This is a genomic window from Pseudoduganella chitinolytica (assembly GCF_029028125.1).
GTDB lineage: Bacteria > Pseudomonadota > Gammaproteobacteria > Burkholderiales > Burkholderiaceae_D > Rugamonas > Rugamonas chitinolytica.
Genome location: NZ_CP119083.1, coordinates 2,975,450 through 2,991,684 on the forward strand (window position 1 = coordinate 2,975,450; position 16,235 = coordinate 2,991,684).

General features: G+C 64.5%; 11 protein-coding genes. 3 read left to right on the forward strand and 8 right to left on the reverse strand.

The window, feature by feature from the left end; translation table 11 throughout:
- Positions 1-17: 17 nt before the first annotated feature.
- Positions 18-3,020: an ExeM/NucH family extracellular endonuclease gene (locus PX653_RS13190; protein WP_277418304.1), complete on the reverse strand. Its 3,003-nt coding sequence runs from the start codon at positions 3,018-3,020 to the stop codon at positions 18-20.
- A gap of 211 nt (positions 3,021-3,231) precedes the next feature.
- Positions 3,232-4,248, reverse strand: a complete 1,017-nt coding sequence (locus tag PX653_RS13195) for a TIGR03790 family protein (RefSeq protein ID WP_307731064.1) — start codon at positions 4,246-4,248, stop codon at positions 3,232-3,234.
- A 420-nt stretch (positions 4,249-4,668) separates the two neighbouring features.
- Here PX653_RS13195 and PX653_RS13200 point away from each other — a divergent pair, with 420 nt between their 5' ends.
- The 3 genes from PX653_RS13200 to PX653_RS13210 all read left to right on the forward strand — a co-directional run bounded on the left by PX653_RS13200 (position 4,669) and on the right by PX653_RS13210 (position 7,881).
- Positions 4,669-5,283, forward strand: coding sequence for a glycosyltransferase family 2 protein (locus PX653_RS13200; RefSeq protein ID WP_277418305.1), 615 nt, complete (start codon positions 4,669-4,671; stop codon positions 5,281-5,283).
- A 29-nt stretch (positions 5,284-5,312) separates the two neighbouring features.
- On the forward strand, positions 5,313-5,768 hold the full coding sequence (locus PX653_RS13205; protein WP_277418306.1) for a hypothetical protein: 456 nt from the start codon (positions 5,313-5,315) through the stop codon (positions 5,766-5,768).
- 115 nt (positions 5,769-5,883) lie between these two features.
- Positions 5,884-7,881 carry a GtrA family protein gene (locus tag PX653_RS13210; RefSeq protein ID WP_277418307.1) on the forward strand — a complete coding sequence of 666 codons (1,998 nt, stop codon included), beginning with the start codon at positions 5,884-5,886 and terminating at the stop codon, positions 7,879-7,881.
- A 551-nt stretch (positions 7,882-8,432) separates the two neighbouring features.
- Here PX653_RS13210 and PX653_RS13215 read toward each other — a convergent pair.
- From PX653_RS13215 to PX653_RS13240, 6 genes are all read right to left on the reverse strand, one after another.
- Positions 8,433-9,668 (reverse strand): acyltransferase family protein, encoded by a 1,236-nt coding sequence (locus PX653_RS13215; protein WP_277418308.1) that lies wholly within the window; start codon positions 9,666-9,668, stop codon positions 8,433-8,435.
- Positions 9,669-9,747: 79 nt separating this feature from the next.
- The gene (locus PX653_RS13220) at positions 9,748-11,178 is read right to left on the reverse strand and encodes a mannose-1-phosphate guanylyltransferase/mannose-6-phosphate isomerase (protein ID WP_277418309.1); all 1,431 of its coding nucleotides are present in this window, start codon (positions 11,176-11,178) and stop codon (positions 9,748-9,750) included.
- Positions 11,175-12,344, reverse strand: coding sequence for a nucleotidyltransferase family protein (locus PX653_RS13225; RefSeq protein ID WP_277418310.1), 1,170 nt, complete (start codon positions 12,342-12,344; stop codon positions 11,175-11,177). Before PX653_RS13225 ends, PX653_RS13220 begins: the two co-directional genes overlap by 4 nt.
- A gap of 18 nt (positions 12,345-12,362) precedes the next feature.
- Entirely contained in the window at positions 12,363-13,361 is a 999-nt protein-coding gene (galE, locus tag PX653_RS13230) for a UDP-glucose 4-epimerase GalE (protein WP_277418311.1), read from the reverse strand.
- Positions 13,362-14,630 carry a glycosyltransferase family 4 protein gene (locus PX653_RS13235; RefSeq protein ID WP_277418312.1) on the reverse strand — a complete coding sequence of 423 codons (1,269 nt, stop codon included), beginning with the start codon at positions 14,628-14,630 and terminating at the stop codon, positions 13,362-13,364.
- Positions 14,614-15,924: a nucleotide sugar dehydrogenase gene (locus PX653_RS13240; protein WP_277418313.1), complete on the reverse strand. Its 1,311-nt coding sequence runs from the start codon at positions 15,922-15,924 to the stop codon at positions 14,614-14,616. Before PX653_RS13240 ends, PX653_RS13235 begins: the two co-directional genes overlap by 17 nt.
- Between the last annotated feature and the right edge of the window lie 311 nt (positions 15,925-16,235).

Below are 16,235 nucleotides of genomic sequence, written 5' to 3' on the forward strand. Positions count from 1 at the left end.
AGTTGCCGGTACGTGAATTAGAAGTTGCCGCTGTAGACCTTGGCCGTGTAGGTCAGGCCCGCTTTCGCCGGGTTGCGGAAGCTGACCGGCACCGTCACCTGCGCGCCGGCCGCCAGGCCGCCGTTCACCGTGATATACGGCGCGCCATCCTTGCTGCCGGTGGCGTTGACCAAGGTCACGCCGGCGGTCAGGCCGGTCAGCGCCAGCTGCAGCGGGCCGTTCAGCGCGGCGCCCGATTTGTTGACCAGCGTGACCGTGCCGGTGAACAGCTGGGTGGCACGGTTGAACACGAGGCCGGAGCTGACCTTCTGCACGCCGGCCGTCACGTCGACGTAGGACGGCGCCAGGTTCAGGCTGATGACGACCGGGTCGTGGTCGGAGGCGCGGTACGGCAGCGCGTTGTACAGGTCCTGCGGCTTGCCGTCCAGGTTGTAGTCGATCGCTTCCGGCTCGTCCGCGTTGACGTGCCACTCGGCGGCGCCCACCACCTGCGGGCTCAGCGCGGCACTGGCCAGCGCGTGGTCCAGGTAGCCTGCCTCATGGCCGAACACGTACGAGTACGGCAGGCCGACCGGACGCACGAAGCGCTCCAGCTGGTTGACGTAACCGGCCGCCGTGATCGTGCGGATCGGGTCTTCCATGCCGTACGCGTTCATGTCGCCGATGACCAGCACGTCCGGATCGTTGGCCGCTGCCACGACCTGCGGCAGGAACGCGTTGACCAGGCGCTGCGCCTGCAGCACGCGGGCGCCGTTCCAGCACGACTGGCCGTCGCCGTTGTCGGCATTCACACCGCCGCCGCCCGGGCAGCCGCCCTTCGACTTCAGGTGGTTGACGACCAAGGAGAACTTCTCGCCATTGGCGGCGACGAAGCTTTGCGCCATCGGCGGCCGGTTGTTGACGCCGTCCGCGTCCGACAGCGCCGGCCCCGCCAGCGTCAGCTTGCCCGGCTTGTAGATCATGGCGACGCGGATCGCATCCGTACCCGTCGCCGGCGGCTTCGGCACCACGGCATACACCTGGGCGCCGTAGGCGGCGTTCAGGCTGTCGACCAGCACGCCGGCCGAGTAGTCGCCGTCGTTCTGGATCTCCATCAGGCCGAACACGTCGGCATCGATGCCCTTCAGTTCGGCGACGATCTTGTCGCGCTGGCGCACGTATTCAGCCAGGCTGTCGGCGCCGCGGCAGTTGCTGCGGCTGGTCGAGCCGCCGATCGTGCAGCCGGCCGTCGCCTGGCCCAGGTGGTTGACGCCGTTGGTAAACGTCGTGAAGAAGTTCAGCACGTTGGCGCTGGCCACTTTCACGTTACCGCTTGGCAGCAGCGGTGCGCCTTCGCGCGGGTTGGCCCGCGCGATGACGGGCGCCACTGTCGGCTGCAGCTTGAAGCCGGCACCGCCGCCGCCCAGTGCGCCGAAGTCCACCACGCCCGTCAGGTCGCTGATGGTATCGCCGGCACGCACGGTCGGGCCCTCGCCGATGTACGGGATCGTCGTCGGCGCCGTGAACAGGCCGTCGTCCAGCACGATCCGGTTGTCGGCATTGGCCGCGGCCAGCGCCAGCGCTTCGGCCGAACCCGGCACGTAGCGGTTGGTCGGGATTTCCAGGCGACCGGAGGACAGGGTCAGTTCGCCGCGGCTGCCGACGTACGCCGTCTGCGAGATCGTCAACGGCGTCGTGAAGCGCACCAGCATGCCTTCGACCTGGTCCAGGCGCGCATTCGGCAGCGCGATGTTGGTGGGGGCGACGCCGTGGCCGCCCGAGAGGGCCACGGCTGCCGTCACGTCCTTCATCTCGGTGTACGAACGGTTGGCGCCGTTCGGGGTGAATTCGACCACCGTGCCCGTCACGCGCACCAGCTGGCCCACCGACACGTTGTCGGCGGCCGTGCTGCTGTAGACGAACAGGCCGTCCGAGGTGGCCGGATCGCCGTCCCCCGCCGCGTCCTGCAGGAAGAAGCCGCCCGCCACCTTGGCCGTGACGACGCCCTGCGTCGTCTGGGTCGTGTTGGCCACCGGGCTGGCCGCACCGGGACCCTGGATCTGGGGAATCGTGCGCGTCACGGCGGCCAGCGCCTGCACTGCCACGTTGACGGTGCACGACGCTTCCTGGGCCTGGTCGTTGACGAAGCGGATCGTGACCGGGTAGCTGCCCAGCGGCACGTTGGCCGCCACTTCCAGACGCGCGCTGGCGCTGGCGCCCGCCTCGCCGGCGGACGTGAAGCCGACCAGGGCGATGCCCGGCACGGGGCTGGACGTGATGGTGGCGCCGTTGACGATGCCATCCACGTCGCTGGCCGCCAGCAGCGCGACGCCGGCATAGGCCTGGGCCACGCCCAGGCTGGCCGGGCAGTTCGGCACGATCGGCTTGATGACGGGGGCGCCGCAGACGTTGGCCGGCGTGGCCTGGTTGCGCGGCGTCGGCGTGGCGATGGTGAAGTCGGCGGCGTTGTTGTCGGTGTCGACGCAGCCTGCCTCGTTGCGCACGGCGGCCGTGGCATTGGCGGTGCCGCCCGCGGCGCCGCTGCCTTCATAGCCGTTGGCGGAACCGCCCCAGCCGACCAGGTCGGCCACGTTGGCACCACTCGGATTGGCGCCGGCCAGCGCCGTGGTGGCGCGCACGAGCGCCACCTTGCCGCCGCTGCCGCCCATCGGGATCGTGCCGGTCAGGTCGGGCGCCAGGGCAACGGAACCGCCGCTGCCGGAGGCTTGCTGGATCAGGAAGTACTGGCCCGGCTGCAGGGTGACCGTGGGAATCGTCGTGACCTGCCACGCGGTGCCGGCGGCGCTGGCGTATTGCACGCTCCAGTTCGTGAGCGTGACGGGCGCGGTGCCGCGGTTGAACAGCTCGACGAAGTCCGATTTCAGCGTGGCGCCGCTGTTGCCGCCGCCGCCATAGGCCTGGCTGATGACGATGTCGGATGCGGCAAATGCCGGAGCGGCCGACGTGGCCATTGCGGCCAGCAGCGCTGCCAGGACGGTCAGGCGGCCAGGCACGGCGCGCGACGAAACGTGGAAGGTCATGTAAATCCCTGCAATATGAAAAGCCCCGGTCGGTCGCGCGCGGCAGTCCGGGACTCCTGTTGATGGAAAGGAGGCGTCAAGTGTGCCTCCCATGTTGCATCTTACATATTATCGGGATGTTATGACCCATTAATGACAAGGTATTAGTCCGAACGGACTAAGCCCTGCGGCGGCCGCGCAACGGGCCGCCCTGCCGGGTCGCGGGATGCGGTCAGCGCCGGTAGGGCGCCGCCAGCGGTTCGCCGATGAAGACACCCTGCGCGGGCCACGCCACGCTGCGCCAGTAGGTTTCGATGGCGCTGGCGCCGTTCAGGTAATGGCGCAGCAGCAGGTTCGGATTCGGGAATTTCTGCCAGAAGTTGCAGGGTTCGCTGACGGTGCCGTAGCTGGCCGTCGCCCCCGCCTCCAGCCAGCGCAGGCTGCTCATCTGGCCGTCGCCCAGCAGGTCGCCGCCGAACGACGTCAGGTGGTCGGCCAGCGCGCCGGGCAGGAAGCGCAGCGTGTCGAGCTTGTCCACGCGCGCCTTGCCCGTCTGGTAGAACATGACATCGCGCTTGCCCTCGATGGCCTCCTCGCGCAGCGTGTGGATCGTCAGCTTGCGTTGCGGCACGGTGCCGGACGGCGGAAAGAACCGCGCGCGGCTGTTGCGTGCGGTCTCGCTCGTGACAAGAAAATAGGCGCCCGCTGTGGGCACGCGAAAACCGCTGGCCTTGCCGCGCTCGATCAGGCTTCGCGCCTGCTCCACCGAATCCGTCGGCAGCAGCATCGACAGGCGCAGCTGCCGCTCGGACGGCCGTACACCGGGGCCGGCATTGAAGAACGGGCTCTGGTGACCGGGACCGCACGTCTTGCTGCACTGGTCCGGGTCGAAGCCCAGCGTGTAAGCCGCCGTGATGCCGTTGCATTCGACCGCATAAGGCGCCGTCCATACCATCAGCACCGCCTCCACGTCCGCACCCAGCTTGCTGTCGATCTCCTGCTTCAGGCGGGCAAACTGGTCGGCATCGAGCTTGCGCGGGCGGTTCGGGATGCGCACATGGACGACGTTGCGCTCCGGGATACCGCGCGCGGCACGGTACAATTCGCCGATTTCGACACTGTTGGGTTCGTCGTCGTTGATGACGAGCGCCAGCTGGGAAGGCTGCAGCGCGGCCGGCTGGGCCATCGCTGGCACTGGCGCCAACGCTGCCAGGACCAGCAGCCCGCACGCGCCTGGAATGATTCGCAAAATTCGGTGACTCCACTATGAAGGACAACAGGGGAAGCCGCGGCTTCGGCACGATTATAGCGTGCCGGCCACGCCCTGCTGCCGCACTCGGCAGGGGCAACATTGCGCGACTTGGCTATCAATCAACACACAACTGTTGTAAACTTAACGTTCTTGCTACCCGGCGCGCGGGCTCGCAGGCGCGATAGATGCCAAACTTGCAAGTTTCCCGACGATAGTGTAGTTTAGGGGGCTATTGGCATCGGCACGGCGGCGATCCGGTCGCGGCCCCGCACTCTTCGGCAGAGCACTGCAACACCGGCTTTCTATGTCAGCAATCCCACGCACGGTCACTGTTTCGTCATGCCGCCAGCGGGATTTGATGCTTTTACAAATTCACTCACGACACATCTCCGTTGAGAATCATTCAAAGGTTAATAAATGCAAGACTTCGATGTTAGCTCTGGTTCCGTTATCAGGCGCAATGAGTTGCCAACCCTGCAGCTCGTCGTCCCCTGTTATAACGAAGAGGCTGTATTGGCGGAGTCGTGCCGCCAGTTCGACCAGCTGCTCGGACGGCTGATCGACGCCGGGAAGATCGCCGCGGCCAGCCAGGTCGTGTTCGTCGACGACGGCAGCCGCGACAAGACATGGCTGCTGATCGAGGAAGAAACGAAGCGCCGGCCCCGCGCGGCCGGGATCAAGCTGTCCCGCAACCGCGGCCACCAGAACGCCGTGCTTGCCGGCCTGATGTGGTCGAGCGCCGACGTCGTCATCACGATCGACGCCGACCTGCAGGACGATATCAATGTCATCGAAACGATGATCGACCGGTACGGTGAAGGCAACGAGATCGTCTACGGCGTGCGCAACGACCGCTCCAGCGATTCGGTCTTCAAGCGCAACAGCGCGGAGTTCTTCTACAAGCTGCTGGCGTGGTTCGGGGTTGACCTGATCCATAATCACGCCGACTTCCGGCTGATGAGCCGCAGGATCATCGACGCGCTGCGGGAATACAATGAAGTCAATCTCTACCTGCGCGGCATCATCCCCTGATCGGCTACAAGGCGACCTCGGTCGAGTACGTGCGCAAGGAGCGCTTCGCCGGCGAGACCAAATATCCACTGCGCAAGATGATCAAGCTGGCCACCGAGGCCATCACGTCATTCTCGACCGTGCCACTGGAAATGATCACGCTGCTGGGCTTCCTCGTGTTTGGCTGCTCGTTGCTGGTCGGCGCGTGGGTGCTGTGGGTGGCGATCTTCACGGAGCATGCAGTACCTGGCTGGGCGTCGACCGTATTCCCGTTGACGATGCTGGGCGGTATCCAACTGCTGTGCCTTGGCGTGATGGGTGCCTACCTCGGGAAGATCTACGGCGAGGCAAAATCCCGGCCCCGCTACTTTATCGAGCGGACCCTGACGGGCACGCCGACTGGAAAAGAAGCGTTAACGATCGACGAACCGAAGTCCCGCCTTGCCGACAGCTTGCACCCTGCCGCCACCGCAGGGGTACCAGTCGGCAAGGCGGCATCCGTATAAGTCTCAGCCCGCGCGCAAGGCATCGACCCGGCCGTCCCCTGCGGCCGGCATCCGATCGACGCCCTGCCCGCAGCGCCGGACTCCATGCGCCACCCATCAAGCCTCTTCGACATCGATGAATACTGCCACGTCTTTTCCTAACAAGCTCCTGACGCTCACGCTCGGGAAGTTCCTTACCGTTGGCGTACTCAATACGGCCATTACGATCGCGGTGATCTTTGCCGCCAAGACATGGCTTCGTCTCGAAGACGTTGCCGCCAATGCGTGCGGCTATGTCATCGGCATGCTGTGCAGCTTCCTGCTGAACAAGCACTGGACGTTCTCCCACAAAGGCCAGACGCTGCAGGCATTCTGCCGTTTCCTGGCCGTTTGCGGCGTGGCCTACCTGGCCAACCTGGCGGCCCTGAAGGGTTTCCTCAACCTGGGGCTGAACCCCTACCTGTGCCACATCCTGGCAATGCCGTTCTATACGGTGGTGTTCTTCATCGGCTCGAAAGCCGTCGTGTTCGTGAAGTACAAGGACAGCGAGGAAGGACGGGCGCCGTTTGCGCCCGTGTTCGTCGCCGACGTGCGCGCCGCCGGCCAGCAGGAACAATATGCCACGCTGTTCGTCCTGGCATTCATTGCCGCGGCGACCGTCTTCTTCTACCGCCTGGCCGGAGCACCGATCGAACTGTGGGACGAGTCGCGGCTGGCGAACAATGCCATCGAGATGGCGCGCAATGGCCTGTCCCTGATCACGACCTTCGACTGGGCCCCCGACCATTGGAATACCAAGCCGCCCTTGCTGATATGGCTGATGGCCTCCACCATGAAGGTGGTCGGCATGAACGAGCTTGGCGTGCGCCTGCCCTCGGCCGTGGCGTCGCTCGCGACGGCGATGCTGGTCTACTGGTTCGTCGGTCACTGCTTCCGCCGCCCCGTGCTCGCTTTCGTGGCGGTGCTGGTGATGCTGGCCAGCCCGGGCTACATCCTGTTCCATGGCGCCCGTTCCGGCGACTACGACGCACTGCTGACGCTGCTGACGACCATCTACATCCTGTTCGCGTTTGCCTTCCTGGAGGGCGATGCCCGCCACAAGCGCAGCTTCTTCCTCATCACCACGGTGGCCATCGTGCTGGCGTTCTACACGAAGGCCATCCAGGGGATGATCTTCCTGCCTGCCCTGTTCATCTATGCGCTGGTGACACGGCAGATCGGCATGGTGCTGAGCAAGCGGTACTTCTACGTTTGCTGCGTGCTGGCGGCCGTTGCCTGCATCAGCTATTACTGGTTCAGGAACGAGATCGATCCCGGCTATTTCGCCGCCGTCCAGGCCAACGATCTCGGCGGGCGTTATTCCGTGTCCCTCGAGGGACACCGCGGCGGTCCGCTGTGGTACGTGGAGCAGTATCCAAGCTTCCCCTGGCTGATCCCGGGCATACTGATGGCGGCCTACCTGGCGCTGCGCGGCTCGCGTGAAGTCAGGCGGCTGGCGCTGTACCTGGGCATCGTGTCGGTGTTCTACCTGGCAATCCTGTCCAGCGCCAGCACGAAAATCGTCTGGTACGCCACGCCGCTGGTGCCCCTGTCGGCCATCCTGTGCGCACTGGGCGTCGGCGACATTGCCGGCAAGCTGAACGCGGCGCGGCCGGCGGGCTGGAAACTGTCTCCCGTCGTGCTGCTCGGCATTGCCGGCGCGGCACCCGTGGTCGTGATCAATATGCTGGCCATCAACCAGCGCATCGCCCTCAAGGAAGCCAGCCCCTACGAACAGCAGAGCCTGGCGTTGCGTTCCCTCATCGACAGCGGCGAGCGGCACGACGAGTTGCTGGTCCTGCACCGGGGCTACCCGACCGGACCCAGGGGCAGCTTCTATGTTGCACCCGCCATGTTCTACGCCACTGCATTGAGCGCGAAAGGGACGCCCACCCGGGTCGTCCAGGAAGTGCCCGCCCAGGCGGCGCAGACCACTCTACTCGTCTGTAATGGGGAAGTCACGCTCGCGGGCAGCGCGCACCAGAGCGTACTGGGCAAGGATGCCCGCTGCGCGCTGCACACCCTTGCGCCTCATACCGCGATGCTGCCGAACGGCATGCAACCCCACCCAGCCGACAAGCCCCAGCAGCATTGACCGCTGTTGCCGGCAGCGCCGCCCTGTCGCGCTGCTGCCGGCCACGGTGGCTCCTCTCCCCTCCTCGCCAGCGGCAACTGGCGCGAGATCGCCTCCCGCACAGCCCTCCTGCGCCTTGGGCCGCCCCCTCCCTGTACCGATCCCGCGCCCGGCACCGCATTCCTGCATGGCGGGATGAACCTGTGACGGCATCTGTATCGATGGGCTCTTCCACCTGCCGATCGTCGACAGCCATCACAGCCGCTGCAACGGACGGCTGCGGCGGTGCCGGCGTGGCGTGCCGCTGCGTCCCCCTCCCTTGCCGACCAGGCTACTGCGCGGGGACGACGGGGACGGCAGGTATTCTTTGCGAAAAGCGCAATGGGTGGACGCCGGCGGCGTCAAGCGAGGAAGGATGCCGGCGGGATGACGTCGGCGGGTGACGCGAAAGAGTGGTGCCAGCGGGACGACGCGGCGGGTGACGCAAGGGATGAAGCCGGCCAGACGATGCCGGCGGGACGATGGCTGCAGCCCCGGCCGTGGGGGCTGCCAACCGTGCGACCCGGGAGAGCTTACGGTGCGGGCGCGCTGCTTTCCTTGCTCCGTTTAGGCCAGCGTGCGTTCAGCCAGCGCCGCAGGGGAATGTCGACACGCTGCTCGAGCTGGACGGACAGGAACACCAGGCCGACCACCATCAGGACGCCCGCCGGGAAGACGAACTCCGGGCCAAGGCGGCGCGCGCATTGCCAGGTCAGGTAGATGATCGGGCTGTGCAGCACATACAACGGGTAGCTGGCTGCGCCCAGGACGAACATCGAGCGCTCCGTCCGGCCGCCAGGCGGCGCGGCAAACGCCGCTCCGGCAACGGCGATGGGCAGCAGGACGACGATGCAGGCAAGGTCGATCCAGCCGTCCGCCAGCGGGATCGAGGGGCTGCACAGCACGACAGCCACGACAGCAAAACTCAGCCATGGCGTCACCCGGCCGCGCACGAGCGCCGCCACCTGCGTACGCCGCCTGTAGAGCAAGATCCCGAGCGCAAAACCGAACGTCGCGCGGGCGAGCCCGATGATGACGGACTCGGCCGAGAATGCCCAGCCACGATCCAGCGACCCGGTCTTCAGCGCACCTGCGGCACAGACGATCGCAGCAGCCAGCGCGATCAGCTTCAGCACGCGGTCGGAGAGCTTCGAACGCAGCGCACCATACGCGAAATTAACGATCAGTTCAAAGAACAGGGACCAGCACACCGGATTGAGGGGGAACAGGTAGTTGCTCCAACTTACCGGGAATGGCAGGAACAGCAGCGTCATGGCCGTGGCCATCGACAGCTGGGTCAGCATGTTGGCGTTCAGTTTGCCGCCAACGACAAACGCCAGTACCGTGACGGCCGCCGCCAGGACGATCGACAACGCATAGACCGGGTACAGGCGAATCACACGGATGCGCACGAACTCGCCAAAACCGATGACGCCGTCGCGCAGCCGCCCATCGTAGGCATGGGCAATAACAAAACCGCTCAACAGGAAGAACAGGTCGACGGCCAGATAGCTGCGGTAAGTTGCCATGCCCAGCAGGTGATCGGAGTGACGGAGCATGACCAGCAGCGCGGCAATGCCGCGAATGCCGTCCAGGTAGGCGTAGCGAGAGGATTGCATGACGCTTTCGTAAGCTTGAGGTGGTGTCAGGAAAATCGCCGCGGTGGCGGTGCGTGCGCCGGGGCGCGATCGGCGCGCGAAAAGTGTTGAAATTTTATCATATCGGGTGCGGCACGAGGATCGCGGCGCGCCCCTCGCCCGCGCCAGCACTGCGTGCCGGTCGCGGCCTGAAAAAGCAAAGGCCGCCCAGCATCTGCACGCTGCGCGGCCTTCGCCCGTTGCGCCTCGATCAAGCGCGCTGGTAGACGTCCTCGAAGCGGACGATGTCATCCTCGCCCAGGTAGCTGCCGGACTGGACCTCGATCAGGTGCAGCGGCAGCTTGCCGGGATTTTCCAGGCGGTGGTTCATGCCGATCGGGATGTACGTGGATTCGTTCTCCGTCAGCAGCTGGACCTTGTCGCCGCACGTAACCTTCGCGGTACCGGACACCACGATCCAGTGCTCGGCACGGTGATGGTGCATCTGCAGCGACAGCTTGCCGCCCGGATTGACCGTGATGCGCTTGACCTGGAAGCGATCGCCGATGTCGATGCCTTCGTAGCAGCCCCACGGACGGTAGACCTTGGTATGGTGCAGGTGTTCGGTGCGGTCCTGGCACTTCAGGTGTTCGACCACGTGCTTGACGCGCTGGACCTGATCCTTGTGGGTCACGAGGACGGCATCGTTGGTTTCCACGATGACGACATCCTCCACGCCGATCACGGCCACGCAGCGGCTTTCCGCGCGCACCAGCGAGTTCTTGACGCCGTCCAGGTAGACGTCGCCGCGGCAGGCGTTGCCATCCTCGTTACGTTCCTGCACTTCCCACAGCGCGGACCAGGACCCTACGTCGCTCCAGCCGATCGAAGCGGGGACGACGACGGCATGGCGGGTGTGCTCCATGACGGCATAGTCGATCGAATCGGATGGGCTGGCGGCGAACGCGGTCTCGTCCAGGCGGCAGAAGTCCAGGTCGCGATAGCCCTTGGTGACCGCTTCCGCGCTGGCGCTGGCAATCGCCGGCTGGAACTGCTCCAGTTCGTTCAGGTAGCTGGACGCCTGGAACAGGAACATGCCACTGTTCCAGTAATAATTGCCGGCGGCCACGAAGCCCTCGGCGGTGGCGCGGTCGGGCTTCTCGACGAAACGCTCGACCTTGTAGCCGCGGTCTTCCGTCGGCAGCGGCTCGCCGCTCTTGATGTAGCCATAGCCCGTCTCCGGCCCCGTCGGCACGATGCCGAACGTCGCCAGCGCACCGTTCTGCACCAGGTTCGCGGCACGCGCGATGGCGGCGTGGAAAGCCTCGGTATCGGCGATCACGTGATCGGCCGGCAGTACCAGCATGACCGCTTCCGGATCGATCCCTTTCAGGAAGTGCGCGGCGGCGGCCACCGCGGGTGCGGTATTGCGGCCTTCCGGCTCCAGCAGGATACCCAGGGGCTTGACGTTGATTTCGCGCAGCTGCTCGGCAACGAGGAAACGGTGTTCGTTGCCGCAGATGATCAGCGGCTGCATCAGCTGCGCCGCGCCGCTCGGCCGGCCAGTCACGCGCAGCGCCGTGTCCTGCAACATGGTCTTGTCGTTGACCAGGGGCAGCAACTGCTTCGGCAGGGCCGCACGCGACAGGGGCCACAAGCGGGTGCCGGCGCCGCCGGACAGGATGACGGGATATATCTTCATGCTTTTTTCTGTTGTAATTGATGTAATTCTGCGGTCGGTTCTTCCCGGCGCCGCGCGGCACGGCGGTCGCGTGCGTTGGCCCACTCACCCGACTCGTATTGCGAAATATGCTTCATTTCACCAGCGCGGTCCACACTATAATCCTTGAAGACGATCAATTCGTCGAGCGTAACATCCGGTAACACTCGGGTGTACTCGAATAGCACGCTGCGCGTCACGGTGGCGCCAGCGCAGATGTGGCTGCCGTGGCCGATCCAGGTGGGCCCGATAATCGTGGCGCCCGCGTCGACCTTGACGCCCGAGCCGATGTAGACAGGCCCATCGATCTTCGTGCCTTCGCTCCAGTCGATGCTCGTATTCAGGCCGACCCACAGGCCCTCGTCGACCTGGATGCCCGGCACCGCCATGTTGGTCACTTCACCCAGCAAGACACCTTGCAGTACTTCCCAGTAATCCTTGACGGAACCGATGTCGATCCAGTTGAACTTGCGCGTCTGGCTGTAGAATGGCATGCCCTTCTCCGCCAAGAGCGGGAACAGCTCGGAGCCGATGTCGAATGGCCGGTCGGCGGGAATCAGGTCGATCACTTCCGGTTCGAAGATGTAGATGCCCGTGCTGGCGCAGTTCGACTTGGCCTCTTCCGGCGACGGCTTCTCCTGGAATTCTGTGATGCGGCCATCCTTGTCGCTGACGACGACGCCATAGCTGGACACCTTGTCCAGGGGCACTTCGCGCGTGATGACGGTGGCCAGCGCGCCCTTGCGACGGTGTTCGAACAGCGCGGACTTCAGGTCCAGGTCGATCAGCGCGTCGCCGCACAGGACGATCGTGGTCTCGTCGAAGAAACCGCCGAATTCCTGGATCTTCTTCATGCCGCCGGCCGAACCCAGCGGCTCGGGCACGACTTCGCCATCGTCATTCGTGTAGCCCTCGAACGAGTAGCCGATCTGCACACCGAACTGGTGGCCTTCGCCGAAATACTCTTCGATCTTTTCGTGCAGGTAGCTGACGTTGACCATGATTTCGGTCACGCCGTAGCGGGCCAGGTGCTCCACCAGGTACGCCATGACCGGCTTGCCCAGGATCGGAATCATCGGCTTGGGCAGTTCGTAGGTCAGTGGGCGGACGCGCGTGCCTTTGCCGGCAGCGAGGATCATTGCTTTCATCTGTAACCCCTTCGGAAGTTATTTCGGTGAGGATTGCCAGCGCCATGCATCGGTGCACATGCGCGCGATGTCATATTGTGCTTTCCAACCCAGCTCGCTTTCGGCGCGGGCCGTATCGGCATAGCACGACGCAATGTCTCCGGGTCGTCTGTCGACGATCTTGTATGGAACCTTCCGGCCGCTGGCGGCCTCGAAGGCGCGGACCATTTCCAGGACACTGTTACCCCGGCCCGTTCCAAGATTGTAGGTATAAATGCCAGACCCTGTCGCCAGTTTGTCCAGTGTCTTGACGTGGCCAATGGCCAGGTCGACGACGTGGATGTAGTCGCGCACGCCCGTGCCGTCCGGCGTCGGATAATCGCCGCCATAGACCGACAGGAACTCGCGCCGGCCCTCGGCCACCTGTGCCACGTAGGGCAGCAGGTTGTTCGGGATGCCGCTCGGCTCCTCGCCGATCAGGCCACTCTCGTGCGCGCCGACCGGATTGAAGTAGCGCAGCAATGCGATCGACCAGGAGCTGTCGGCCTTGTACAGGTCGCGCAGGATCTCTTCGATCATCAGCTTGCTGCGGCCGTACGGGTTCGTCGCCGACAGCGGGAAGTCTTCCGTGATGGGTACCGTGGCCGGGTCGCCGTACACGGTCGCCGAGGAACTGAACACGAGCGACTTGACGTTGAACTTGGCCATCGTTTCGAACAGCACGACGCTGCCCGAGACGTTGTTGTCGTAGTAGCGCAGCGGTTGCGCCACCGACTCGCCCACGGCCTTCAGGCCGGCGAAGTGGATCACCGCATCAACCTTGTGGGCCGCGAAAGCCGCCTCCATGGCGGCGCGGTCGCGGATGTCCGCTTCGACGAACTCGAACGACTTGCCCGTGATCTTCGCGACGCGCTCGCGCACGGACGCATCCGCGTTCGACAGGTTATCGACCACCACGACGTCATGTCCGGCCTGCGCCAGCTCCACGACCGTATGCGAGCCGATATAGCCCATGCCTCCGGTAACCAGGATTTTCATTCAGCTTCCTTTATAAGATGGCGGTACCGCACCGGGCAGCGGAGCATTGGCCGAGAACAGCCGCTCGTAGGCCGCCAGCAGCTTCGGTGCCTCGTATTCCCATTCCAGTTCGTTGACCACGCGGTGGCGGCCGTAGGCGCCCATGCGTTCGCGCCGCGCCGGATCGTCCAGCAGTTCGGCGATCTTCCTGGCCATGTCCACGGGGTCGTTCTTCAACGCATACAGGGACGCTTCCTGGGCCGAGACCTTGCCTTCGACCAGGTCGAACTGCACGATCGGCTTGCCCAGCGCCATGTACTCCATGATCTTGTTCATGGTGGACTTGTCGTTCATGTCGTTGGCCACGTCCGGGTTGACGCAGACGTCGGCCGTGTTGAGCATCTCCAGCAGGTCCTGGTCGGGCACGCGGCCCGTGAACGTGACGTGATCGGCGATGCCCATCTTCACGGCCAGCTGCTTCATCTGCTCCAGCGACGTGCCGCCGCCCACCAGGCCGAAGTGCACGTCCTTGCGTCCCATGTCGACGATCAGGTGGCGGGCCGCTTCCAGCAGCAGGTCGATGCCTTCCTGCGCGCCCATCACGCCCACGTAGCCGACCAGGAAGCGCTTGCCCTTCTTCAGGCTTGCCACCGGCGGCAGCACCCGCAGGCGATCGAGCTTCGGACCGCTGCGCACGACGTACACCTTGTCCGGGTCCATGCCACCGCGCTCGATGGCGATGCGCTTGTACGATTCGTTGGTGGCGATCGACACGTCGGACGTCTTGAACGACCAGCGCTCGAACAGCACCATCAGCTTGTAGAAGAAATCGCGCCGGCCGAACTTCGCCTCGTACAGCTCCGGATTGATGTCGTGGTGGTCGAACACGAACTTCTTGCCCATGAAGAGCTTGAAGAAGCCGCCGATCAGGAACAACAGGTCGGGCGGATTGCACGCATGGATGATGTCGAAGCCGCGCTCGCGCTTGACCTTCCACGCCAGGCGGAAGGTGTGGAACAGCGCAGCCGAATACTCGATCGCGTACCCCTTCGCGCCTTCCGCTTCCAGCGGCAGCTTGTAGCGGTAGATATGAATGCCGTCGATTTCCTCGTAGCGGCTTTCATGGCCCTTGCCGGTCGGGCAGATGATCGACACCTGGTAGCCGTGCGCATACAGCGTCGTGGCTTCCTGCCACACGCGGCGGTCGAACGGCGACGGCAGGTTCTCGACCAGGATCAGGACCCGGCGGCCGTGGCCGCCGCGCTGGACCGGTTTACCAGCAGATGCCATCGTACTGACCTCCGCTCTGCTCCTTGCTGATGCGCACGAGGTCGACGATGACCTGGCCGTCCTTCAGGAGCGCCGGCACTTCCTTGAATTCGGCGGCGCCGTTGCCGATGACGACCGTGTCGGCAAACGCCAGCACTTCGGCCATCGAGTTCACCATCAGCTTCGAGATGTGCGGAATGTGGTTCAGGATGTAGTCCTGGTTGGCGCCGGTCAGGGCGGCCAGGTTGACGTTCTTGTCGTACAGCTTCAATTCGTAGCCCTTGCCCAGCAGGTGTTCGATCACGTCCACCAGCGGCGATTCGCGCAGGTCGTCGGTACCGGCCTTGAACGAGAAGCCCAGGATGCCGACCTTCCGGTTGCCCTTGTCGACGATCATGTTGACGCCCTTCTCCACCTGCTTGCGGTTCGATGGCAGGATCGAGTCCAGCAGCGGCAGTTCCAGGTCCAGCGAACGGGCCTTGTAGGTCAGCGCGCGGACGTCCTTCGGCAGGCACGAACCACCGAACGCGAAGCCCGGCTTCATGTAGTACGGCGACAGGTTCAGCTTGGTGTCCTGGCAGAAGATCTCCATGACCTTGTGGCCGTCGATGCCCACGGCCTTGCAGATATTGCCGATCTCGTTGGCGAAGGCGACCTTGACGGCGTGCCACGTGTTGTCGGTGTACTTGACCATTTCGGCGGTCTCGACGTCGGTGCGCACCAGCGGCGCTTCCATTTTCTCGTACAGCTTGACCAGCATTTCGCCGGCGCGCTCGTCGGTCTCGCCCACGACGGTCTTGGGCGGATGGTAGTAGTCATACACCGCCGTGCCTTCGCGCAGGAACTCCGGGTTGTTGCAAACGCCGAAGTCGACGCCGGCCTTCTTGCCCGAGGCCGCTTCCAGGGTCGGGATGACGACGGCGCGCATGGAACCTGGCAGCATCGTGCTGCGGGCCACGACGACGTGGAAGCTGTCCTTTTCCTTGATCGCTTCGCCGATCTGCTCGCAGACCTTGCGCACGTGCGACAGGTCCAGGTTGCCGTTCAGCTGGGACGGGGTACCCACGCAGATCAGCGACATGTCGGTGTTCAGCACGGCATCGCGAACATCGGTGGTGGCGCGCAGCATACCGTCCTTGACGGTCTTGGAAATCATCTCGCCGATGTCTTTCTCGATGATGGGGGTGGTGCCCTGGTTGATCAGGTCCACCTTGGTGCGGTTCGGGTCCACACCGATCACATCATGTCCGTCCGTTGCCAGGCAACCGGCCGACACTGCCCCCACATAGCCCAAGCCAAAGATACTGATTTTCAAGATACTGCTCCTTAAATGTTTGGTGTTTCGCCGCCGGCGCACCGCCGCGCGGACATCCGCCTGTCGGCAGCCAGCCCTAGTTCCAGCCGCCGCAAGCGCTTCGCTGCAACGCAACAATTCTTGCGACCCCGAGCCCGGCCTTGCCCTGTGCGTGGGTTGGCTCGTGCCGCCACGGCCTGCCGGGCCTCGCCATACCGTATTACTGTCCCCGTCGGTACCGCAGAGTGCCGGCCGCATCCGCTATTCTAATATATGTTTTACAACAACAGCGTGACAATTGAAACAGAACGCAACTTTTGCGGCAGCGCAAA

What these genes read in the sequence shown, in the direction of transcription:
- PX653_RS13190 (WP_277418304.1), bottom strand. Translation starts at nt 3,020, where the DNA reads ATGACCTTCCACGTTTCGTCGCGCGCCGTGCCTGGCCGCCTGACCGTC.
- PX653_RS13200 (WP_277418305.1), top strand. Translation starts at nt 4,669, where the DNA reads ATGCAAGACTTCGATGTTAGCTCTGGTTCCGTTATCAGGCGCAATGAG.
- PX653_RS13210 (WP_277418307.1), top strand. Translation starts at nt 5,884, where the DNA reads ATGAATACTGCCACGTCTTTTCCTAACAAGCTCCTGACGCTCACGCTC.
- PX653_RS13220 (WP_277418309.1), bottom strand. Translation starts at nt 11,178, where the DNA reads ATGAAGATATATCCCGTCATCCTGTCCGGCGGCGCCGGCACCCGCTTG.
- PX653_RS13225 (WP_277418310.1), bottom strand. Translation starts at nt 12,344, where the DNA reads ATGAAAGCAATGATCCTCGCTGCCGGCAAAGGCACGCGCGTCCGCCCA.
- galE (WP_277418311.1), bottom strand. Translation starts at nt 13,361, where the DNA reads ATGAAAATCCTGGTTACCGGAGGCATGGGCTATATCGGCTCGCATACG.
- PX653_RS13235 (WP_277418312.1), bottom strand. Translation starts at nt 14,630, where the DNA reads ATGGCATCTGCTGGTAAACCGGTCCAGCGCGGCGGCCACGGCCGCCGG.